Here is a 17,157-nt window from a genome sequence, read left to right as displayed (position 1 = left end):
CGTCGATGGGCCGGCCCCCGGTCAGCGCACCTCCGCCTCGAGCCGGGCGGTGGAACGCGAGCGACGTCAGCGCGCGACCGCTCCGGGCGACCAGCCGTTCCGGTTGCCCGAGACCTGTCCGCTCTGCACGATCAGCCGCTCGACGAGCGGGATCTGCGCGGTGGGGATGCTCACCCGGCTGCGCAGCATCGCGATGCCGACGAGCGCGATGAACCCCGAGAGCATCTTGTCGATGACCGACGTGAGGATGTTGGCCGAGAAGGCCGCGGCGACGACGGGCAGGCCGAGTCCGGCGATCGACGAGGTGACGTTGTCGGAACCGTGGCCGGAGTACCCGCCGAACATGAGGACGCCTAGCGGAGCACCTACCAGCGAGCACGCCACCGCCACGAGCAGAGTGAGGTTGACGTAGCGGAAGAGGTCGGCTCCCATGCCGAACCGGCGGATGCCGTACCCCCAAACGAGCGCTCCGGCGATGTTCACGAGCGCGAAGGGAGCCGCCCCCGGGGCGCCCACGACGAAGCCGAACACGTTCGTGCTGAGCCCGACGACGACTCCCGCCCAGGGACCGAAGACCATCGCCGCGACCGCGGTGCCCGCCATGTCGAGGTAGATCGGCAAGTGGAGCAGCTGCACCGTCGACATGCCGATGAAGTTGACGATGAGGCAGCCGAACATGATCAGCGCCTGCACCCGCCGGGAGACGAGCGGCGGCGGCACGGTCAGCGAGGTCGGCGCGACAGGTGATTCGCTCGCGGGACGGGGACGCCGCGGCGGAGAGACCCGGGGAGCCACATCATCGGGCCGGCGTGCCTGCTGATAGCGGCGGATCCAGCGGTCGGCCTCGTCTGAATCTGCGCCGAGCGCCAGCACGATGTCGCGCAGCAGCCCGATGTCGACCCGGGCCCGGCCCGGCCGGAACGCGTCGTACACCGTGGTACGCGGAGGCGTGGCGGCCGCCGGGTTGACGCCCCTCTCGACGCGCAGTTGTGCGATGCGACGGACGAGTTCGGCGTACGACACCGGCCCGGCGGCATCCTTGAGCGCGAGCAGATCGCGCGCGATCGCGTCGAGTGAATCGGGCTCGCCGAATCGCGTGTCATCGTCCTGCACGTGCGCTCCCCCGCCCTCGAACGGATGCATGTCGCAAACCGCATACGCGCGGCGAATCCCCTCGCCCCGCGGCGATCACTCTATCGACACTGGCCGCCGGGGTGTTCGGGATTGTTCGCACACGCGCGTTGCGGGCCCGAACGGCCCGCCTCGTCGGGCGACCGATGCCAGCGTGAGAGCGACGGCTCGCCGACTGGGGCGCGGGTCGCGATTCGCTCTCGATGAGGATCCATGAAGAGAAGACATCCCTCCCTCGCCGCGGCCTCGGCCGCCCTGATCGCAGCGACGCTCGTCGTCGCCGGTATGGCGCTCCCGGCGCATGCCGACGAACCGGCCGGAAACGTTGAACCGGCGGGGCCGACCGCGGCAGCCGAAGTCGAGGTGGCAGGTGCCGAGGTGGCGGCTGAGGCGCTGGTTGCCGACCCGGAAGCCGCGGAGCCGGTTGGGGAACCGGATGCCGCGGAGCGCGTCACCGCCGAAGCATCCGCATCCGCACCCGCATCCGCATCCGCACCCGCACCCGCACCGGAGTCCGCTGAGCCCGCGGCGGCCAGTGCGGCGCCCGGCTACGTGAATGACGACGGGTCCGGTGCGGGCCACGATGACGACGACAGTGTCGCCGATCTGCCGCCGCAGACGGGAGTCACGATCAGCATCCGGGTCGATGGCGCCGAGATCGGCGTCGGCCCGATCGGCGAGCGCGGACCGATCGAGCGATACGAGCTCATCGTCCGTCCCATGGACGGCGGCGAGCCGATCACGCGCACCTCGACGACCCGAACCGTCTTCATCCTGACCGGGCTGAAGCCGGGCACGTACGAGATCGAGGCGAGCCTGCACAACAGTCACGGCTCGACGGGCGCCCGCGACATTCGGTTCGCGGTGCCGGAGGTCCCCGGCGAGCCGACGGTGACGATCCGTGACAGTAGCCCCACGGCGCTGCTCGGCGAGATCTGGGCGGCCCCGCTGCAGAACCCGTTCCCGGAGGGGGTCTGGCCGTTCTATCTGCCCACCACCTACACCGCGACCCTCACGGGCGGTGGCCGCACCGAAACGCGCGAGGTCGACGACGTGCAGGGTCTCGGACGCTTCGGGTTCACCGGCCTCGAGCCCTCGACGACATACACGCTGACGGTCGTCGCCCGGAACGCCGCGGGGCAGAGCGCGCCCGTCTCGGTGCAGGCATCCACGAGTCCCGTCACCGGACCGGCCGCGCCCGATCCCGACGCGCTGACCGGCGATAACCGCGGCGGGGTCGTCGTGAACGGCGCATCCGTCCCCGGCACCACGGTGAGGGCGAACGTCGGACGCGAGCTGGCGGGTATGGCGATCCACGGGTGGCTGTTCTCCGAGCCGCGATATCTGGGCGTGGCCACGGTCACGGCAGACGGCATCGCGACGTTCGCCCTTCCCGCCGACATCCCCGCGGGCGCCCACCGCCTCGCACTCACCGCGGGCGACGGCAGCACGCTCGGCTGGAGCCCTGTCGAGGTGCGCGCCGCTGAGGTGACCACTCAGCCCGCGACCGGTGGCCCGGGTGGGCCCGGCGCTGGGGCCGGAGCGGGTGCCGGGTCTGGGGCTGGCGCTGGGGTTGACGGGTCTGCGTCGGAGGGCCGAGACGGCGCGACCTCGGCTGCGGGTTCTGTCGCGTCGGCGGCGAAGACGCGCGCTCTGGCATCGACCGGCGGTGCGGCGCCGTGGGAGCTCGCTGTGTGGGCTGCGGCGCTTCTCGCGGCCGGCGGGCTGGTGATCGCGAGACGACGAGTCGTCGACTGACGCTCATCGAGAGAACGATGTGCGGGGCACCGACCATGGGGGGCGGTGCCCCGCACATGCTTTCACTGCGCCCTTTCGCTTCGCCCGCATTTCGCTGCGTGCGCCGTCCGACAGAGGCCGCCGATTCCTCCACAATTCGACAACGAGAAGCTCCTCCACAGACGTACAAATATTCGATGTGAATGTCCGACCCCCCGGGCAGAATGGGAACATGACATCGAACGGCGACAGCTCATACGATCCGCAGGCCGGCTCGTCGGCGTCGCCATACGCCGGTGTCGTCGACCGGGTCTCCGAAGCAGACGAGCTGCTTCACGCGGCCCACATCGCGATGACGCGCGCTCTCGCCGAGGCGGGGCGCAGCGCCCTCCGGCAGGCAGCGCGCTCGCGAACGCGGCCGCGCGGTATGGGCTCCGACATGGAGATGCGCTCGATCGCCGCCGAGGTCGCCGGGGTGCGACGCTCGCACGACCGTCGCGCGCAGAGCGAGATCGACCACGCACTGACCATCGTCGACGATTTCCCCGCTGTCTTCGAGGCGTGGGAGCAGCAGCGCATCACGCGCGACCATGTCGATGCGGTCGTCCGGATGGGATGCGGCCTCGCCGACGACATCCGCGACGACTACGCGCTGCAGGCGATCTCGATCTGCGAGCGTGACATCGCGTCACGGGTGCGCGAGGCGCTCCGCAACCTGGCTGCGCGGATGGGATCCGAGTCCTTCGCCGAGCGGCACCGCACGGCAACGGCGAAGCGACGCGTCTGGGTGACCCACGGCACCGACGGCATGTCCGAGCTCGGCGCCACCCTGCCGACCGTCATCGCCGCAGGCATCCACGACCGCCTCACCGCCATGGCGCAGTCCGTCAAGGATGCGCGCGCCACCGACGGGTCTCCACCTGCGGATGCTGCGCCGGGAGATGCCGTTGCGGGTGATGGTGCCGCGGGTGCGGAGTCTGCGGATGCCGCGGCGCCCGACGTGCGCACGATGGATCAGCTGCGCGCCGACATCCTCGGCGACCTGCTGCTCGGCGGCGCTCCGGCCGTCGACCCCACCTCTGGCAGCGACACCGCGGGGCCGCTGGGTGCGATCCGGGCGCAGGTTCAGGTGACGCTGACCTCTGAGACGGTGACCGGCGCCGACGAGGCCCCCGCCGAACTGGTAGGCGCCGCGCTCATCGACGCCGACACCGCCCGCAAGCTCGCCGGCCGGGCGAGAATCTGGAACCGGCTCTTCATCGATCCCATCACCCGCACACCGGTCGAGGTCGACACCTACCGACCCACCGCGGCGATGAGCAGACTGCTCAAGGCGAGAGATCAGCACTGCCGGTTCCCCGGATGCCGGAGGGCGGCGATCCGCTGCGAGCTCGACCACACCATCGACTACGCCCTCGGCGGGCACACCCACATCTTCAACCTCGCCCACCTGTGCCAAAGACACCATTCGATGAAGCAATTCACGAAATGGGAAGTCAGACAGATCGGCGGCGGGGTTCTCGAATGGACCTCACCCCTCGGCCGGATCTACCGAGAAGACGTGCCGGTTCCGTCCGTGTGCTTCGTTCCCGATCCCGCCGGTCCGCCACCCGGGTCTTGCAGGGACGAGCCACCGCCCTTCTGACCCGGGCTCTTCACGAACTCGCCGGCGCGCCCGGCGCGGCCGTCTATGCGATCCGGAGGCGCTCCGCTTCAGCGAGCACGACGGGATCCTCGCATCCGCGCGCGAAGCCGGCGATCCGACGGTCGATGTCGCGCTGCAGGATGACGCTGCCGATGCGCTCCGCGAGCGGCGCGAGCCACGCGGGGCGGCAGGCGAAGTTGTAGCGCCACACGGCCAACGAACGCGATGGGTCGCCCTCGACCGGACTGAACCGCCACCCGCCGCCCATACGCGCGAAGAACCACGAACCTTTCGTCATCTTCATCCCGACGTTCGACGGCGGGTTGTACGAGACGTACTCGCTCTCCATTGCCAGCCCAAAGCGCTGCACGGTGTACGTGCGAACACCCTTCGCGGGCCGTTCCGCGCCGATCAGGTGCTGTCGCCGAATGAATGGATCCCACCGCTTGCGCACCGCGCCCTGCGTCTGCGACACAGCGAACGCGACGTCGGCGGGCACAGGCACGACGCAACGCGACTCGACGACCGGCACTCTCCCATCGTGGCACGGTCCGGCGCGCATACTGAAAGAGCAGCACCACCGTCCCGCCCCTGAATCAACGGAGAATCATGCGCAGCGTCCCCCTCGGTCGGAGCAACATCCAGGTCCCCAACGTCGTCGCGGGCATGATGAGGATCGAGGAGCTCTCCGACGATGACATCCGAGCCCTCTACGACCGCTGCCGCGAGGTCGGTGTCGACTTCTTCGACCACGCCGACCTCTATGGCTCCTCGCGCCACGCGTGCGAGCGGCGCTTCACCGAAGCGCTCAAGCTCACGGCATCCGAGCGCGACGAGATCACGTTGCAGACCAAGACCGGCATCGTCGCCGACGACTGGCACTTCGACCACTCGTACGAGCACATCGTGACCTCCGCCGAGGAGTCGCTCGAAGCGCTCGGCACCGACCGCATCGACGTGCTGCTGCTCCATCGTCCCGACGCTCTCGTCGAACCCGACGAAGTCGCCCGCGCGTTCGACCACCTCGAGTCATCGGGCAAGGTGCGCGCCTTCGGCGTCTCGAACCACACGCCCCGTCAGATCGACCTGTTGAAGACGGCGGTGACCCAGCCGCTCGTGGCGAACCAGGTGCAGCTGTCGATCACCCACTCGACGATCATCGCCCAAGGGCTCGCGTCGAACATGGCCGGCGAAGACGACTCGATCACCCGTGACGGCGGCGGACTCGTCGACTACTCGCGTATCAACGGCATCACGCTCCAGGCGTGGTCGCCGTTCCAGAAGGGCTTCTTCGACGGCGTCATCTTCGGCGCCGAGGAGTACCCCGTGCTCAACGCCAAGCTCGACGAACTGGCCGCCAAGTACGGCGTCACCCCGACCGCCATCGCGACCGCATGGATCACCCGCCACCCTGCCGGGATGCAGGTCGTGCTCGGCACGACGAATCCTCAGCGCGTCGCGGATGCCGCCGAGGGCAGCGACATCCCCCTGACGCGGGGCGAGTGGTACGGACTCATCCAAGCCGCCGGGCACAAGGTGCCCTGAGCCCGGGGAGCCCTGCCTACTCGCAGCCGATGCCGTCGCCGTCGCGGTCGAGGTGCCGCCCGTAACCGGGGTCACCCGCCCGGACGGGGGCGGCACCTGCATTCCGGGCAGCCGTGCAGTTGTCGTAGTACACGGATGCCGGCGCCTGCGCGGCGGGCGCCTGAGCAACAGGCGCCTGAGCAACGGGTGCCTGCACCGTCCGGGCCGACAGCTGACCCTCGAGATCCGCGATCCGCGCGGCGCGGGCGTCGAGCTCGGTCTGCGACGCCGTCGCCGCGGTCTGCATCTCGGTCACCTGGTCGGTGGCGGTCTTGAGCGACGCAGTCGCCGTGGCGAGGTCCCCGAGCGCTCGGTCGAGATCCGCGCGGGCCTCGGTCAGCGCAGTGTCGTTCTCGACAGCCACGGTCTCGGCGTCGGCGACGTCCGTCTCAAGCGAGGTCACCTGGTCCTTCAGCGACGTCACCTCGGACTGGGCTCCGGCGCCGCCGGCCCCGCCGCCGAGTAGCAGTCCGGCGACCAGCGCGGATGCCGACGTGATCAGCGCCGCCTTGCGCGACATCGGACGCGCCAGGAACGTCGGCTTGCTGTCGGTACGCAGGCTGGATTCGGACATGTACTTCTCCCCCATCGCCGCGCCCCGCGCAGCCCCGCCGTGATCATCGCGGGCCGAGCGTCACTGCACCACGGCCGCTCGCCCGAGCGTCGCAATGCGGATCGGCGGCGTCGCGTTACGCTCCGGTCAGGTCCCGCAGAACGTCTGGTAGCCGGCCGCGAAGTCCGGACCTGCGGGCTGAGCGTACCGCTCCGCGCCCGGGCGCGCTGTGAACGGCGTCGACAGGACCGTCGTCAGCCAGCCGAGCGGCTCGAGGTCCCCGGAGGTCGCCGCGGCGAGCGCCTCCTCGACGAGGTGGTTCCGCGGCACGTAGATCGGATTCGCGGCATCCATCACGTGGGCGTCGGGATCGTGGGCCCGCCACCGGCCCAACCAGCCGGCCAGCGCCGCGTCCCCGCCGAGCGCCGCCTCGAGACCGGCGGCGTCGCCTCGCGCGGCATCCGCCAGCGACCGGAACGTCGAGGTGTAGTCCGCGCGCTTCCGCTCGAGCATCTCGTGGAAGTCGCCGGCGAGCGCCTCGACCTGCTCATCGGAGATTCGCGCATCGGCGAGGCCGAGCTTGCGCCGCATGCCGGCGGCCCGTGCCTGGGCGAACCGGGGCCGGAACTCCGCCAGCACGCCCTGCGCCAGCTCGACCGCGCGTTCGAGCTCGTCGTCGAACAGCGGCAGCATCGCCTCGGCGAGCCGGGCGAGGTTCCACTCCGCGATGTACGGCTGGTTGCCGTAGGCGTAGCGCCCGCCGGTGTCGATCGAGCTGTAGACGGTCGCCGGGTCGTACGCGTCGAGGAACGCGCACGGACCGTAGTCGATCGTCTCGCCCGAGAGGGTCATGTTGTCGGTGTTCATCACGCCGTGGATGAAGCCGACCAGCATCCATCGGGCCACGAGGTCGGCCTGTGCTCGAACGACCGCGCGGAACAGTCCCAGCGCGGCGATCTCCTCGCCCGCCGCCTCGGGGTGGTGCCGCGCGATCGCATAGTCGACGACGGAACGCAGCACCGCGATGTCGCCGGTCCCCCGCGCGAACTCGACGCTGCCCACGCGCAGATGACTCGATGCGGTCCGCACCAGCACGGCGCCCGGGAGCGCCGTCTCGCGCTGCACCTCGCGCCCGGTTGCGACGACGGCGAGCGAGCGGGTCGTCGGGATGCCGAGGGCGTGCATGGCCTCGCTCATGACGTACTCGCGCAGCATCGGGCCGACCGCGGCGAGCCCGTCACCCGCGCGCGCGAAGGGCGTCGGCCCGGAACCCTTGAGGTGCAGATCGCGGAACGAGCCGTCGGGTGCGGTCAGCTCGCCGAGCAGCAGCGCCCGGCCGTCACCCAGGCGGGGCGAGAACCCCCCGAACTGGTGACCGGCATACGCCTGCGCGACCGGCTGCCCACCGTCGGGCAGCGCGGCGCCCACGAGGAGGTCGACCCCCGCGGGGCTGCGCAGGAACCCGGCATCCAGTCCGAGCCCGCCGGCGAGCCCCTCGTTGAGCACGAGCAGCCGCGGTTCCGGCGCCGGGTCGGCCGACCACGGCCGCGCGAGCGCGGGCAACGCGTCGGCGAAGTCGTGCGACAGCGTGAACGTGACGGGATGCATGCACCGAGGCTACGCGCGCTGCGACGACCGAGGGCCGCGCTGCGACACCGTCGTTCACGGGAGCGGTTTACACATCCGTCATGCGTTCTTGATAGGAATGTGTGGCGGTCCGCTCGGGGCCGCAGAGAGCGAGCACCATGCGTCTGTCGGTCATAGGTTGCGGTTACCTCGGAGCGGTCCACGCCGCAGCGATGGCATCGATCGGGCACGAGGTCGTCGGGATCGACGTCGACGAGCGCAAGATCGCCTCCCTCTCGAACGGAGAGGCACCGTTCTTCGAGCCCGGTCTGCAGGAGATCCTGAGCGAGGGTCTCGCGTCGGGCCGGCTCCGCTTCTCGACCGACATGGCGGATGCTGCCGGCGCCGCCGTCCACTTCATCGGCGTCGGCACCCCGCAGCAGAAGGACGGCTACGCCGCCGACCTCACCTACGTCAACGCCGCCGTCGACGCGCTCATCCCGCACCTCGCTGAGGGTGACATCGTCGCCGGCAAGTCGACGGTCCCCGTCGGCACCGCCGCCACGCTCGCCGAGCGCGTGACCCCCACCGGTGCCACGCTCGTCTGGAACCCGGAGTTCCTGCGCGAGGGCTGGGCGGTGCAGGACACCGTCGACCCCGACCGTCTCGTCGCGGGGGTCCCCACTGGCGCCGAGGGCGAGCGCGCCGCCGACATCCTGCGCGAGGTGTACCACCCCTCGGTCGCCAAGAACACGCCGTTCATCGTCACCGACCTCGCCACCGCCGAGCTCGTCAAGGTCGCCGCCAACGCCTTCCTCGCGACGAAGATCAGCTTCATCAACGCCATGGCCGAGATCGCCGAGGTCACCGGCGCCGACGTCACGACGCTCGCCGACGCGATCGGGCACGACGCCCGTATCGGCCGCCGCTTCCTCGGAGCGGGCATCGGCTTCGGCGGCGGCTGCCTGCCGAAGGACATCCGCGCCTTCTCGGCCCGCGCCGAGGAGCTCGGCCGTGGCGAGTCCGTCGCGTTCCTCCGCGAGATCGACGCCATCAACATGCGCCGGCGCGATCGCGCCGTCGACCTCGTGGTCGACGCCTTCGGCGGATCGGTGTTCAAGAAGAACATCACCGTCCTCGGCGCCGCCTTCAAGCCGCACAGCGACGACACCCGCGACTCCCCTGCCCTCGACGTCGCCGTCCGGCTGCACGGCCTCGGGGCGTGGGTCACCGTGACCGACCCCGAAGCGATCGAGAACGCCCGCCGCGTCCACCCGCAGCTCAACTACGTCGAGGACCGCGACGAGGCACTGCGCGCCGCCGACGCCGTCATCGTCGTCACCGAGTGGGATGAGTACCGCCGTCAGCTCGACCCGGCCCACGCCGCGACCCTCACCTCCGGCCGGCTCATCGTCGACGGCCGCAACTGCCTCGACGCCGCCGCGTGGCGTGCAGCAGGCTGGGACTACCGGGGTATGGGGCGCCCCTGATCTGACGTCATACGGCCCGATGTTCCCGGGACGCCCAGCAGTCGCCACCCGTTGCGGCGCGGGTTCTCGACGCGGATGTCGGAGTCGCGCAGCTCCGTCGGCGAGGGCAGGTTCTCGATACGGAGCGCACGGCGAAACGCATCGATGCTGTGGAAGCCGGCCCGGCTGGCTACCTCGGCGACCGTGAGCGCGCGGTCGCGGTCGGCTCGCAGCAGCTGCACCGCGAGGTCCAGCCGGAGCCGCCGCAGCTCGCCCGAGGGCGATGTCGCGTGCGCCTGGAAGGCGCGCTGCAGGTGCCGCATCGACACCGCCAGGTGCGCCGCGATCGACTCGGGCGTGACGGACGGGTCGGCGCGGGTCGCCGCCATCATCGATGAGGCCTGCGAGAACAGCGACATCGGTATTCGCGAGCGCACCCATTCCCGGGCCGTGCGCTCGGCGAACAGGCTGTCGATCATGTGCTCCGCCGCGCAGGCGAGAGAATGCTGCGTCGCCGCGTCGACGCCCGCGTCGGTGTCGAGGAGCGACTCGAGGTAGCGTCGCGTGGGTTCGACGAGATGCGTGTCCGGGAGGACCCTCGCCGGTTCCTCCCGGGCTGACACGTTCACGACGAGGAGGGTGATCTCCTCCTCCCACCACGCCATGTGCGGCACGCGCGTCGACAGGAAGATCGCTTCGCCCGTCTCGAGCCGCCGCGCAGGCTCGGTGATCGGAGCACGACTCATCAACGCGCCGCCGTCCGAGGGGAACACGACGAGCGCTGATTCCTCTCGCAGCGGCGAAAGCGTGACCGCCCCCGGGCCCAGCTGCACGCGACGCATTTCGATGTGAGCCACGCGCACACCCTGGGTCGAGATGACGTCGAGTCGTCGCGGACCTCGTGACCAGCTATCGGATGCACCGTCCCCAGCGATGAGATCACGCACGGCTGCCCCCTCCCGTTCTCCTCATTGTCACCACCCCCGCGGTGCACTCCCCGGCGACCGGGCGACGCGTGTCGCACGACGTCACGCAATTGTCGCTGAGCGCCACCCCGCAGCTGCTCCATCGACCACTCGCCCCCGGGGCGGGGAGTCGCGTGTGACGCCTGGCGACCGATCTGTGACGGATGCCGCCGGATTCCGTCATTCTCGTCACCGCTCCATCGCGTAAGCGCAACGCTTCGGGCAGACCCGATGCACGTTTACCAGGAGAACACCATGTCGCTGACCGACGGCCCTGCCGACAACGCTCCCGAAATCACCCCCGCGCCCGACGCCGGCGTGAACCGCCGGACGCTCATGAAGGGCGTCGCGTGGGCTGCCCCCGTCATCGCCCTCAGCGTCGCCGCGCCGCTCGCATCCGCTTCCGTCCAGAACGCGGGACTCGCGTGGACCGACGACGAGACGGGTCTGCTGAGCCTGCGGGTGCTCGACGGCGCCAGTGCCGTCCAGGCCGGTGCGCTCATCACTGTGCCCACCCAGTTCACGATCACGAACGGAGCCGGAGCCATCGACGACACCGCGACGATCACGATCGTCGTCGGTCGTCCTTCAGGGCTCAATCTGCCCGTCGGCCGCGCCCGTGGGTTCGGCGTCGCCGCGCTGGGGGGCACCGATGTCGCAGCGCAGAACGCGGTCAGCTACAACACACTCCTCGGGGCGCGCGTGGGCTTCCCGGTGACCACCCTCGTCACGACCCGCGCCGTGTCCGTGCCCTCGAACGGGACGCTGAGCATCCCCGTCGAGTTCGGCCTGTCCGGATCCAACTCCGGAATCGCGGTGAGCGCGCTTGCGACCTTCCCGGTCACGCTGACGGTGGCCTTCGCGAGCGGCCCCACGTACCAGGCTCAGACGTCGATCAGCGTTCCGCTGGGCGCCGGCATCCTGTGACCACGAGCACGCGGGCACGCCGCGGACACGATGGACACACGTCGTGGTGGCGTCGAGAGTACGGCGGTCTTCCCGGCTGGGGGCTGGCCGTCATGCTCACCGCCATCGCGAGCACCCTCCTGTTCTCCCTCGCGATCATCCTCGACTTGTAACCCGCCCGACACCCGATCAGGCCCGAACCGGGCGTACCGTTGCCGCCATGAAGCGATCACGGCGTTCCGATTACGGCAGCCAGTCCTGGTGGACCCGCGACTACGGCGGACTTCCGGGCTGGGCCATCGTCGTCGTCGTGGTCGTCATCGTGGCTCTGGGAGTGTTCGTCACGACGCTTCTCCTGACGCCGCGGTGACGGCCGTGACCGCATGAGAGGGCGCGATGTCGCCCCAGCACTGCCTGGCGAGGCGATCGTGTCGCTCAGACGCTGATCGGCTCTCGGATCTGTCGCTGGGACGCTGATCGGAAGGCGCGGGCTGTCGGGATAATGAGCCCCACCACCGACCCGAGAGACACATGCCCCCACATCAGACAGCGCTGAACCTCGCTCTTCGCAGCGGCGTCGACCTCGGTCATGCATGGGTGCAGGAACTCGCCGACGGCCTCGGTGTCCGCGTGCTCTTCCTCAAGGGGCCGACGCTGTCGCGACAGGGACTGCGCGCCGAACGCACGTCCTCCGACGTCGACGTCCTCGTCGAGCCGGTCGCGTTCGACCGGCTGTGCGCCGAGATCGTCGCGCGCGGATGGCAGGAGCGCCCGGCACCGCTCATCGGACGGCTCACGAGCGTCCATTCGCGCACGTTCCTTCATCCCTACTGGCCGTGCGACCTCGACGTGCACCGTCACTACCCGGGCATGCTCGTCGACCCCGGTACCGCATTCGACGCCCTCTGGGCCGAGCACGAGACCAGCGTGTTTGCTCAGCGCTCCTGCACGGTGCCTTCGCGCCTGTCCAACATCGTCATTCTCGCGCTCCACTCCCTGCGCGGCACTCGACGGCAGGCGCGTCACGTCACCGAGCTCGAAGCTCTCGTGAAGGTCGTCCTGACACCCGCAGAACGGGCGCACCTGCCCGGCCTCGCATCGAGGACAGGAACGGCCGCGACACTGGCCGAGGTGTTCCGGCGCATGGGCGTGGTCGTGCCCGTCAATCCCCGCGAGCGCGATTCGGCTGCGGCGCGGCGGTGGCGCGAGCGGGTCGCCTCGGGGTCGTTCGGGTCGTACTTCTGGTTCGCGGCTCTGCGTGACGCTCGGGGCCTGGACCGAGCCGTCATCGCGTCCCGCGCGATCTGGCCGAGCCGCTCCGATCTCCTCCTGAGCCGGCCCGAGACCGTCGACACGACAGTCGGGCGCACCGCAGCACGCCTGCGGCGCTGGGGCCGCGGAGTCCGCTCCGTGCCGCGAGCACTGGGGGCCATGACGCTGAACACTCGAAACACGAGCATCGAGCCGGGGGGACCACGGTGGAACTGAGAGATTATCTGCGGATCCTGCGGGCGCACTGGATCGCGCTGTCGTTGTGCCTGATCCTCGGCGTCGTCGTCGCGTTCGCCTGGACGCTGATCCAGCCCAAGGTCTACACCGCCGATGCGAGCGGCTATGTGACGCCGGTCAAAGCCGAGGGGCAGAACGACAGCAGCTCGGAGTACGTCAGCGACAACCTCGCGAAGTCGAAGGTCAAGTCCTACGTCGACGTCGGCACATGGCGTGCCGTCGGCGAGCATGCTCGTGAAGAGCTCGGCCTGAATGTGAGCCCGGAGAGCCTCGTTCGCCGCGTCTCGGTCTCGAACCCGCTCGACACCGTCGTCATCAAGGTAGACGCAACGGGGCCGACCCCGGAGGCGGCGCGCGACCTCGCGGGGGCTTGGATCCGCGGCATGCAGATCGAGATCGAGAACATCGAGTCCGGCGGCACGGGTGTGAACCCGGGCATCACGCTCGTCACCGCCGACTCGGCGCGTCTTCCCACCACCCCCAGCTCCCCGAACGTCCGCCTCGCTTTGGCCATCGGTGGCCTCGTGGGCCTCGTCGTGGGCATCGGTTACGCTCTGTTGCGATTCACGCTGGATCGCCGCATCCGCTCCGCCGAGGGCGTCGAGCGGGAGACGGGGCTCAACGTCGTCGGCGCGATCCCCGAGGAGAAGTCCTTCACCGCAGAGAACCGGCTGATCCCGTTCGACGGAGCGAACACATCGTCGAGCAGGAACGTGCACCTGTACGCGGTCTCCGAGGCGGTGCGCGAGCTGCGTACCAACATCCAGTTCATGGACGTCGACAACCCGCCCCGCATCCTGGTCGTCACCAGCCCCCTCCCCGGCGAGGGCAAGTCGACGACGGCCGCGAACCTCGCCATCACGCTCTCGGCCAGCGGGCAGCGGGTCGTCCTGATCGACGGCGACCTGCGCCGGCCAATGGTCGCGACGATCTTCCACCTCATCGGTGACGCCGGCCTGACCGACATCCTGGCGGGCCGTGCCACGTTCGACGACGTCGCGCAGCCGGTCGGCCGGTCGGGCTCGCTGCGGGTCGTGGCTGCCGGCAAGATCCCGCCGAATCCCAGCGAGATCTTGGGATCCCAGCGCATGCGCGACCTCATGGAGACCCTCAGTCGCGACGCCGTGGTCATCGTCGACGCACCGCCGCTGATCCCGGTGACGGATGCCGCGGTCCTCACCAACCGAACCGACGGCGCGATCATCGTCACCACCGTGGGCCGCACCACCTTCGACGCGTTGAAGAAGGCGCAGCAGAATCTCGAGCGCGCCGGCGGCCGTGCTCTCGGTGTCGTCCTGAACCGTGTGCCGCGCAAGGGCAGCGGCGCGGCGTACTACGGCTACCAGTACACCGGCGCCTACTACCGCACCGAGGATGCCGACACCGTGCCGGATCTGGCTCCGACGCCGGCGACCGCAGCGGTTTCACGTGTCGTCACGGTCGGCGGGCAGGTCCTGCCCGATGGGCGGCGAGCACGCCGCGCCCGGCGCTGAACCGTGACGGCCTCGCCCGACGCCGCCCCGGCACGCCGACGTTGGCGACGTGCAGCGAGCCATCCACTCGCACACCTCGCGGCGGCAGTGCTGGTGATCGCGCTCGTGCAGTCGTTCGCCGTCAAGGTGTACCAGGTGCCTTCCGCCTCGATGGAGCAGACCCTCATGCCGGGCGATCGCATCCTCGTCGACCGTCTCGGCATCGCCGGCCCTCCGAGCCGCGGCGACGTCGTCGTGTTCGAGCGCCCCGAGTCATGGCGCGACGCACCACGGGCAGAGAAGAGCCCGTGGCGCGCGGCCGCCGGGTGGTTCGGCGACGTCTTCGGCTTCGGCCCGAGCAACGGCGACGCACTGGTCAAGCGAATCGTCGCCGGCCCCGGTGAGACGGTCGCGTGCTGCGACGCCGTCGGCCGACTGACGATCGACGACGAGCCGCTCGACGAGCCCTACGTCACGCACGATCTTCCGTTCGAGTCCGGTGTGCTCGATTGCGACACCGCCCCCCGTTCGTCGCGCTGCTTCCCTCCCATCCACCTTGGTTCCGACGAGTACCTTCTTCTGGGCGACAGCCGCGCGAACTCCGCCGACTCGCTCGCGGCCTGCCGAGGCGGTGCCAGCGCCGACACCGCCTCGTGCGCACGACCGGTGGATAGGGAACAGATCATCGGCGAAGCATTCTTCCGCTTCTGGCCGGTGACCCGATGGGGGATGCCGTAGGCGTCGGCCTCACGCGGGCGCCGCGGGCGCCGCGAGCGGGGGCAGAGCATGCAGACCGCGCCGGTCGGTGCGCGGGGCCCGGCGCTGCGCACGCACTCGGGTCGGGGAGGGCTCCCCTTGCAGCCGGAACGCTCGGCGAAGATCGTCGGCGCTCGTGAAGCCGGCGAATCGCGACACCTCCTCGACGGACAGCACGTCGTAGCGTTGTTCCGTCAGCAGCTGCACGGCGAGCTCGACGCGAAGGCGACGGATCTCCATAGCGGGCGAGGTGCCCTGTTCGGAGAACGCCCGCTGCAGATGCCGGGGGGACACCGCGAGCTCGGCCGCGAGCGACGGCACCGTCAGCTCGGAGTCGGCGCGCCGCGAGGCGATGAGGGCGAGGGCGCGGCGGTAGAGCGAGGGCTGCACCTTGACCGGCCCCGCTCCCACGCTCGCTCGCTCGAGGAACAGGCTGCCGACCATCTCCTCGCTCAACCGCGACAGGGCGTAGGTCGCCACACGTCCGGGCCGGGCCGCCCCGGACAGCAGGGAACGGAAGTAGGCGGTCGCGGGGGTGACCAGGGCCGAGTCGCCCGCGAACAGCGGTCCGTCGCTCTCGTCGAGAGGAGCGCCGAAGGCGGCGACCACGGCCTCGGGTGCCGACACCACGATGACCTCAGCCTCATCCGACCAGGCGAGCAGATAGTCGGAGCGCGAGCGCAGGAAAAGACCCCGGCCAGCGTCGGCACGATGGCGTCGGCGCGAATCGAGCGTCGGTGCGACACTCACGCTCCCGGCCGCGACGAGCATGCAATGCAGGACGGGGGACTCACTCGTCGGCACGACGCGCTCGGCGCCGCGTGCGAGCTCGTATCGCTTCAGCACGACCGACTCGAGGGCGAGAGTGTCGGCTGGGCGGCCCGCGAAGGGTTCGCCCGGCCGACGCGACGAGGGGGGCGGCGTTCCCGGCGCACTCGGGTAGCGCTCGTAGCTCACGCTGCACCTCCCCCCTCGATCGCCTCACAGCGTAGGAGCGACCGATCGGCCCTCCCGCACTGGATCCGCGGGCGCGGACTACGCATTCGGGGCACAGCCCGCACCCGCGGACGCTACGGTCATGACTACTTAGAGAATCCCCGCACCCACCGGGACGGTGACGCTCGAGGTGGCTGTGCGGGTCAGGCCGTTGCCGAAATCGACGACGATCGTGACCGGGAAAGTCGCGAGAGCCGAGATGGAGACACCTGTCGAGTTGCCCGCGAGACCGAGCACGAACGGCACTGTCTGCGTTCCGTTGGAGGGAATGTTCACGGGGAGAGTCGTCGTGAAGGTCGTCAGCGGGAAGCCGTACTGGCCGACGATCGCGGCGCTCTGGTACACCGCCGTCCGCTGCCCGGCTGTCGACGGCACGCCGTTGAGGCTGTAGACGCCGAACCCGCGCGCGCGTCCGACGGGCAGGTTGATACCGGAGGGACGTCCGACGGTGACCGTCACCGTCGCGGTCTGGTTGATCGCACCCGCGCCGTTGGTGATGGTGAACTCCGTCGGCACCGTCGTCAGCGCGGTCGCGGTCAGCGTGCCCCCGCCGTCCAACAGGTTCAGCGAGAGCAGGCCCGTCTGGGTGTTCGTCACCGCCAGGCCGGAGTTGTTGACGGATGCCGCAGCCAGGGGTGCTGCGACCGCAACGGCCATCACCGGGACGGCCCACGCGGCGCCCTTGATGATCGTGCGACGGTCGATGCCGTCGGACTCGCGGCGGGCGGGGGTGACGTCGGTCACGGGATCTCCTCAGGTCGGAATGAGAGGTTTTCCCGTACTTTTTCGCCGCCCACGAACGTCGTCGATGGCTGCGCCGGCATCCGTCGCTCAGGTCACGATCGGTGTCGCGAAGTGTCGGAGTCGG

Annotated in this window: 17 protein-coding genes; 10 read left to right on the top strand and 7 right to left on the bottom strand. The window is 70.2% G+C overall.

The features are described from left to right. Nucleotides 1-66: 66 nt before the first annotated feature. Nucleotides 67-1,143, bottom strand: a complete 1,077-nt coding sequence (locus MTS1_RS11960) for an ECF transporter S component (RefSeq protein WP_023954163.1) — start codon at nt 1,141-1,143, stop codon at nt 67-69. Nucleotides 1,144-1,344: 201 nt separating this feature from the next. Between MTS1_RS11960 and MTS1_RS11955 the strand changes: the two genes are divergently transcribed. Together MTS1_RS11955 and MTS1_RS11950 are read left to right on the top strand one after the other, a co-directional pair. Then, nucleotides 1,345-2,889, top strand: coding sequence for a fibronectin type III domain-containing protein (locus MTS1_RS11955; RefSeq protein WP_023954161.1), 1,545 nt, complete (start codon nt 1,345-1,347; stop codon nt 2,887-2,889). A gap of 211 nt (nt 2,890-3,100) precedes the next feature. Next, nucleotides 3,101-4,513 carry an HNH endonuclease signature motif containing protein gene (locus MTS1_RS11950; protein WP_023954160.1) on the top strand — a complete coding sequence of 471 codons (1,413 nt, stop codon included), beginning with the start codon at nt 3,101-3,103 and terminating at the stop codon, nt 4,511-4,513. Between the two features lie 43 nt (nt 4,514-4,556). Here the strand turns inward: MTS1_RS11950 and MTS1_RS11945 are convergent, their stop codons facing one another. Then, a complete protein-coding gene (locus tag MTS1_RS11945; protein ID WP_023954159.1) occupies nt 4,557-5,045 on the bottom strand; it encodes an SRPBCC family protein in 489 nt (162 codons plus the stop codon). Nucleotides 5,046-5,122: 77 nt separating this feature from the next. Between MTS1_RS11945 and MTS1_RS11940 the strand changes: the two genes are divergently transcribed. Further along, nucleotides 5,123-6,058, top strand: coding sequence for an aldo/keto reductase family oxidoreductase (locus MTS1_RS11940; RefSeq protein ID WP_023954158.1), 936 nt, complete (start codon nt 5,123-5,125; stop codon nt 6,056-6,058). Between the two features lie 16 nt (nt 6,059-6,074). Here MTS1_RS11940 and MTS1_RS16845 read toward each other — a convergent pair whose 3' ends face one another. After that, a complete protein-coding gene (locus tag MTS1_RS16845) occupies nt 6,075-6,671 on the bottom strand; it encodes an excalibur calcium-binding domain-containing protein (protein ID WP_233494923.1) in 597 nt (198 codons plus the stop codon). Nucleotides 6,672-6,797: 126 nt separating this feature from the next. Further along, nucleotides 6,798-8,258: a YdiU family protein gene (locus MTS1_RS11930; RefSeq protein WP_023954156.1), complete on the bottom strand. Its 1,461-nt coding sequence runs from the start codon at nt 8,256-8,258 to the stop codon at nt 6,798-6,800. Between the two features lie 137 nt (nt 8,259-8,395). Here MTS1_RS11930 and MTS1_RS11925 point away from each other — a divergent pair, with 137 nt between their 5' ends. Continuing rightward, a complete protein-coding gene (locus tag MTS1_RS11925) occupies nt 8,396-9,706 on the top strand; it encodes a UDP-glucose/GDP-mannose dehydrogenase family protein (protein ID WP_023954155.1) in 1,311 nt (436 codons plus the stop codon). Here the strand turns inward: MTS1_RS11925 and MTS1_RS11920 are convergent. Next, complete coding sequence (locus MTS1_RS11920; protein WP_023954154.1) at nt 9,682-10,542, bottom strand: helix-turn-helix transcriptional regulator; 861 nt, start codon at nt 10,540-10,542, stop codon at nt 9,682-9,684. The genes MTS1_RS11925 and MTS1_RS11920 overlap by 25 nt on opposite strands. Before the next feature lie 363 nt (nt 10,543-10,905). Between MTS1_RS11920 and MTS1_RS11915 the strand changes: the two genes are divergently transcribed. From MTS1_RS11915 to lepB, 6 genes are all read left to right on the top strand, one after another. Beyond that, entirely contained in the window at nt 10,906-11,577 is a 672-nt protein-coding gene (locus MTS1_RS11915; RefSeq protein ID WP_023954153.1) for a hypothetical protein, read from the top strand. Continuing rightward, nucleotides 11,574-11,729, top strand: coding sequence for a hypothetical protein (locus tag MTS1_RS16655; protein ID WP_157096448.1), 156 nt, complete (start codon nt 11,574-11,576; stop codon nt 11,727-11,729). The genes MTS1_RS11915 and MTS1_RS16655 overlap by 4 nt, the downstream gene beginning before the upstream one ends. A 47-nt stretch (nt 11,730-11,776) precedes the next feature. Continuing rightward, the gene (locus tag MTS1_RS16650) at nt 11,777-11,926 is read left to right on the top strand and encodes a hypothetical protein (protein ID WP_023954151.1); all 150 of its coding nucleotides are present in this window, start codon (nt 11,777-11,779) and stop codon (nt 11,924-11,926) included. Between the two features lie 161 nt (nt 11,927-12,087). After that, nucleotides 12,088-13,044: a nucleotidyltransferase family protein gene (locus MTS1_RS16120; RefSeq protein ID WP_023954149.1), complete on the top strand. Its 957-nt coding sequence runs from the start codon at nt 12,088-12,090 to the stop codon at nt 13,042-13,044. Next, nucleotides 13,035-14,558 (top strand): polysaccharide biosynthesis tyrosine autokinase, encoded by a 1,524-nt coding sequence (locus MTS1_RS11905; protein WP_023954147.1) that lies wholly within the window; start codon nt 13,035-13,037, stop codon nt 14,556-14,558. The genes MTS1_RS16120 and MTS1_RS11905 overlap by 10 nt, the downstream gene beginning before the upstream one ends. 3 nt (nt 14,559-14,561) lie before the next feature. Continuing rightward, nucleotides 14,562-15,275: a signal peptidase I gene (lepB, locus tag MTS1_RS11900; protein WP_064955444.1), complete on the top strand. Its 714-nt coding sequence runs from the start codon at nt 14,562-14,564 to the stop codon at nt 15,273-15,275. 9 nt (nt 15,276-15,284) lie between these two features. Here the strand turns inward: lepB and MTS1_RS16115 are convergent, their stop codons facing one another. Beyond that, nucleotides 15,285-16,250 carry a helix-turn-helix domain-containing protein gene (locus tag MTS1_RS16115; protein ID WP_023954143.1) on the bottom strand — a complete coding sequence of 322 codons (966 nt, stop codon included), beginning with the start codon at nt 16,248-16,250 and terminating at the stop codon, nt 15,285-15,287. A 129-nt stretch (nt 16,251-16,379) separates the two neighbouring features. Further along, the gene (locus tag MTS1_RS11890; protein ID WP_023954141.1) at nt 16,380-17,033 is read right to left on the bottom strand and encodes a hypothetical protein; all 654 of its coding nucleotides are present in this window, start codon (nt 17,031-17,033) and stop codon (nt 16,380-16,382) included. Nucleotides 17,034-17,157: the final 124 nt, after the last annotated feature.

The organism is Microbacterium sp. TS-1 (assembly GCF_000509385.1).
In the GTDB taxonomy this organism is placed as follows: Bacteria; Actinomycetota; Actinomycetes; order Actinomycetales; family Microbacteriaceae; genus Microbacterium; species Microbacterium arborescens.
The sequence above is the reverse complement of the archived record's forward strand: the minus strand, read 5'-3'. Positions and strand labels throughout refer to the sequence as shown.

Bases quoted from the DNA above. Each gene is read 5' to 3' on its own strand.
- MTS1_RS11960 (WP_023954163.1), bottom strand. From the start codon at position 1,143: ATGCATCCGTTCGAGGGCGGGGGAGCGCACGTGCAGGACGATGACACG.
- MTS1_RS11955 (WP_023954161.1), top strand. From the start codon at position 1,345: ATGAAGAGAAGACATCCCTCCCTCGCCGCGGCCTCGGCCGCCCTGATC.
- MTS1_RS11950 (WP_023954160.1), top strand. From the start codon at position 3,101: ATGACATCGAACGGCGACAGCTCATACGATCCGCAGGCCGGCTCGTCG.
- MTS1_RS11940 (WP_023954158.1), top strand. From the start codon at position 5,123: ATGCGCAGCGTCCCCCTCGGTCGGAGCAACATCCAGGTCCCCAACGTC.
- MTS1_RS16845 (WP_233494923.1), bottom strand. From the start codon at position 6,671: ATGTCCGAATCCAGCCTGCGTACCGACAGCAAGCCGACGTTCCTGGCG.
- MTS1_RS11930 (WP_023954156.1), bottom strand. From the start codon at position 8,258: ATGCATCCCGTCACGTTCACGCTGTCGCACGACTTCGCCGACGCGTTG.
- MTS1_RS11925 (WP_023954155.1), top strand. From the start codon at position 8,396: ATGCGTCTGTCGGTCATAGGTTGCGGTTACCTCGGAGCGGTCCACGCC.
- MTS1_RS11915 (WP_023954153.1), top strand. From the start codon at position 10,906: ATGTCGCTGACCGACGGCCCTGCCGACAACGCTCCCGAAATCACCCCC.
- MTS1_RS16650 (WP_023954151.1), top strand. From the start codon at position 11,777: ATGAAGCGATCACGGCGTTCCGATTACGGCAGCCAGTCCTGGTGGACC.
- MTS1_RS16120 (WP_023954149.1), top strand. From the start codon at position 12,088: ATGCCCCCACATCAGACAGCGCTGAACCTCGCTCTTCGCAGCGGCGTC.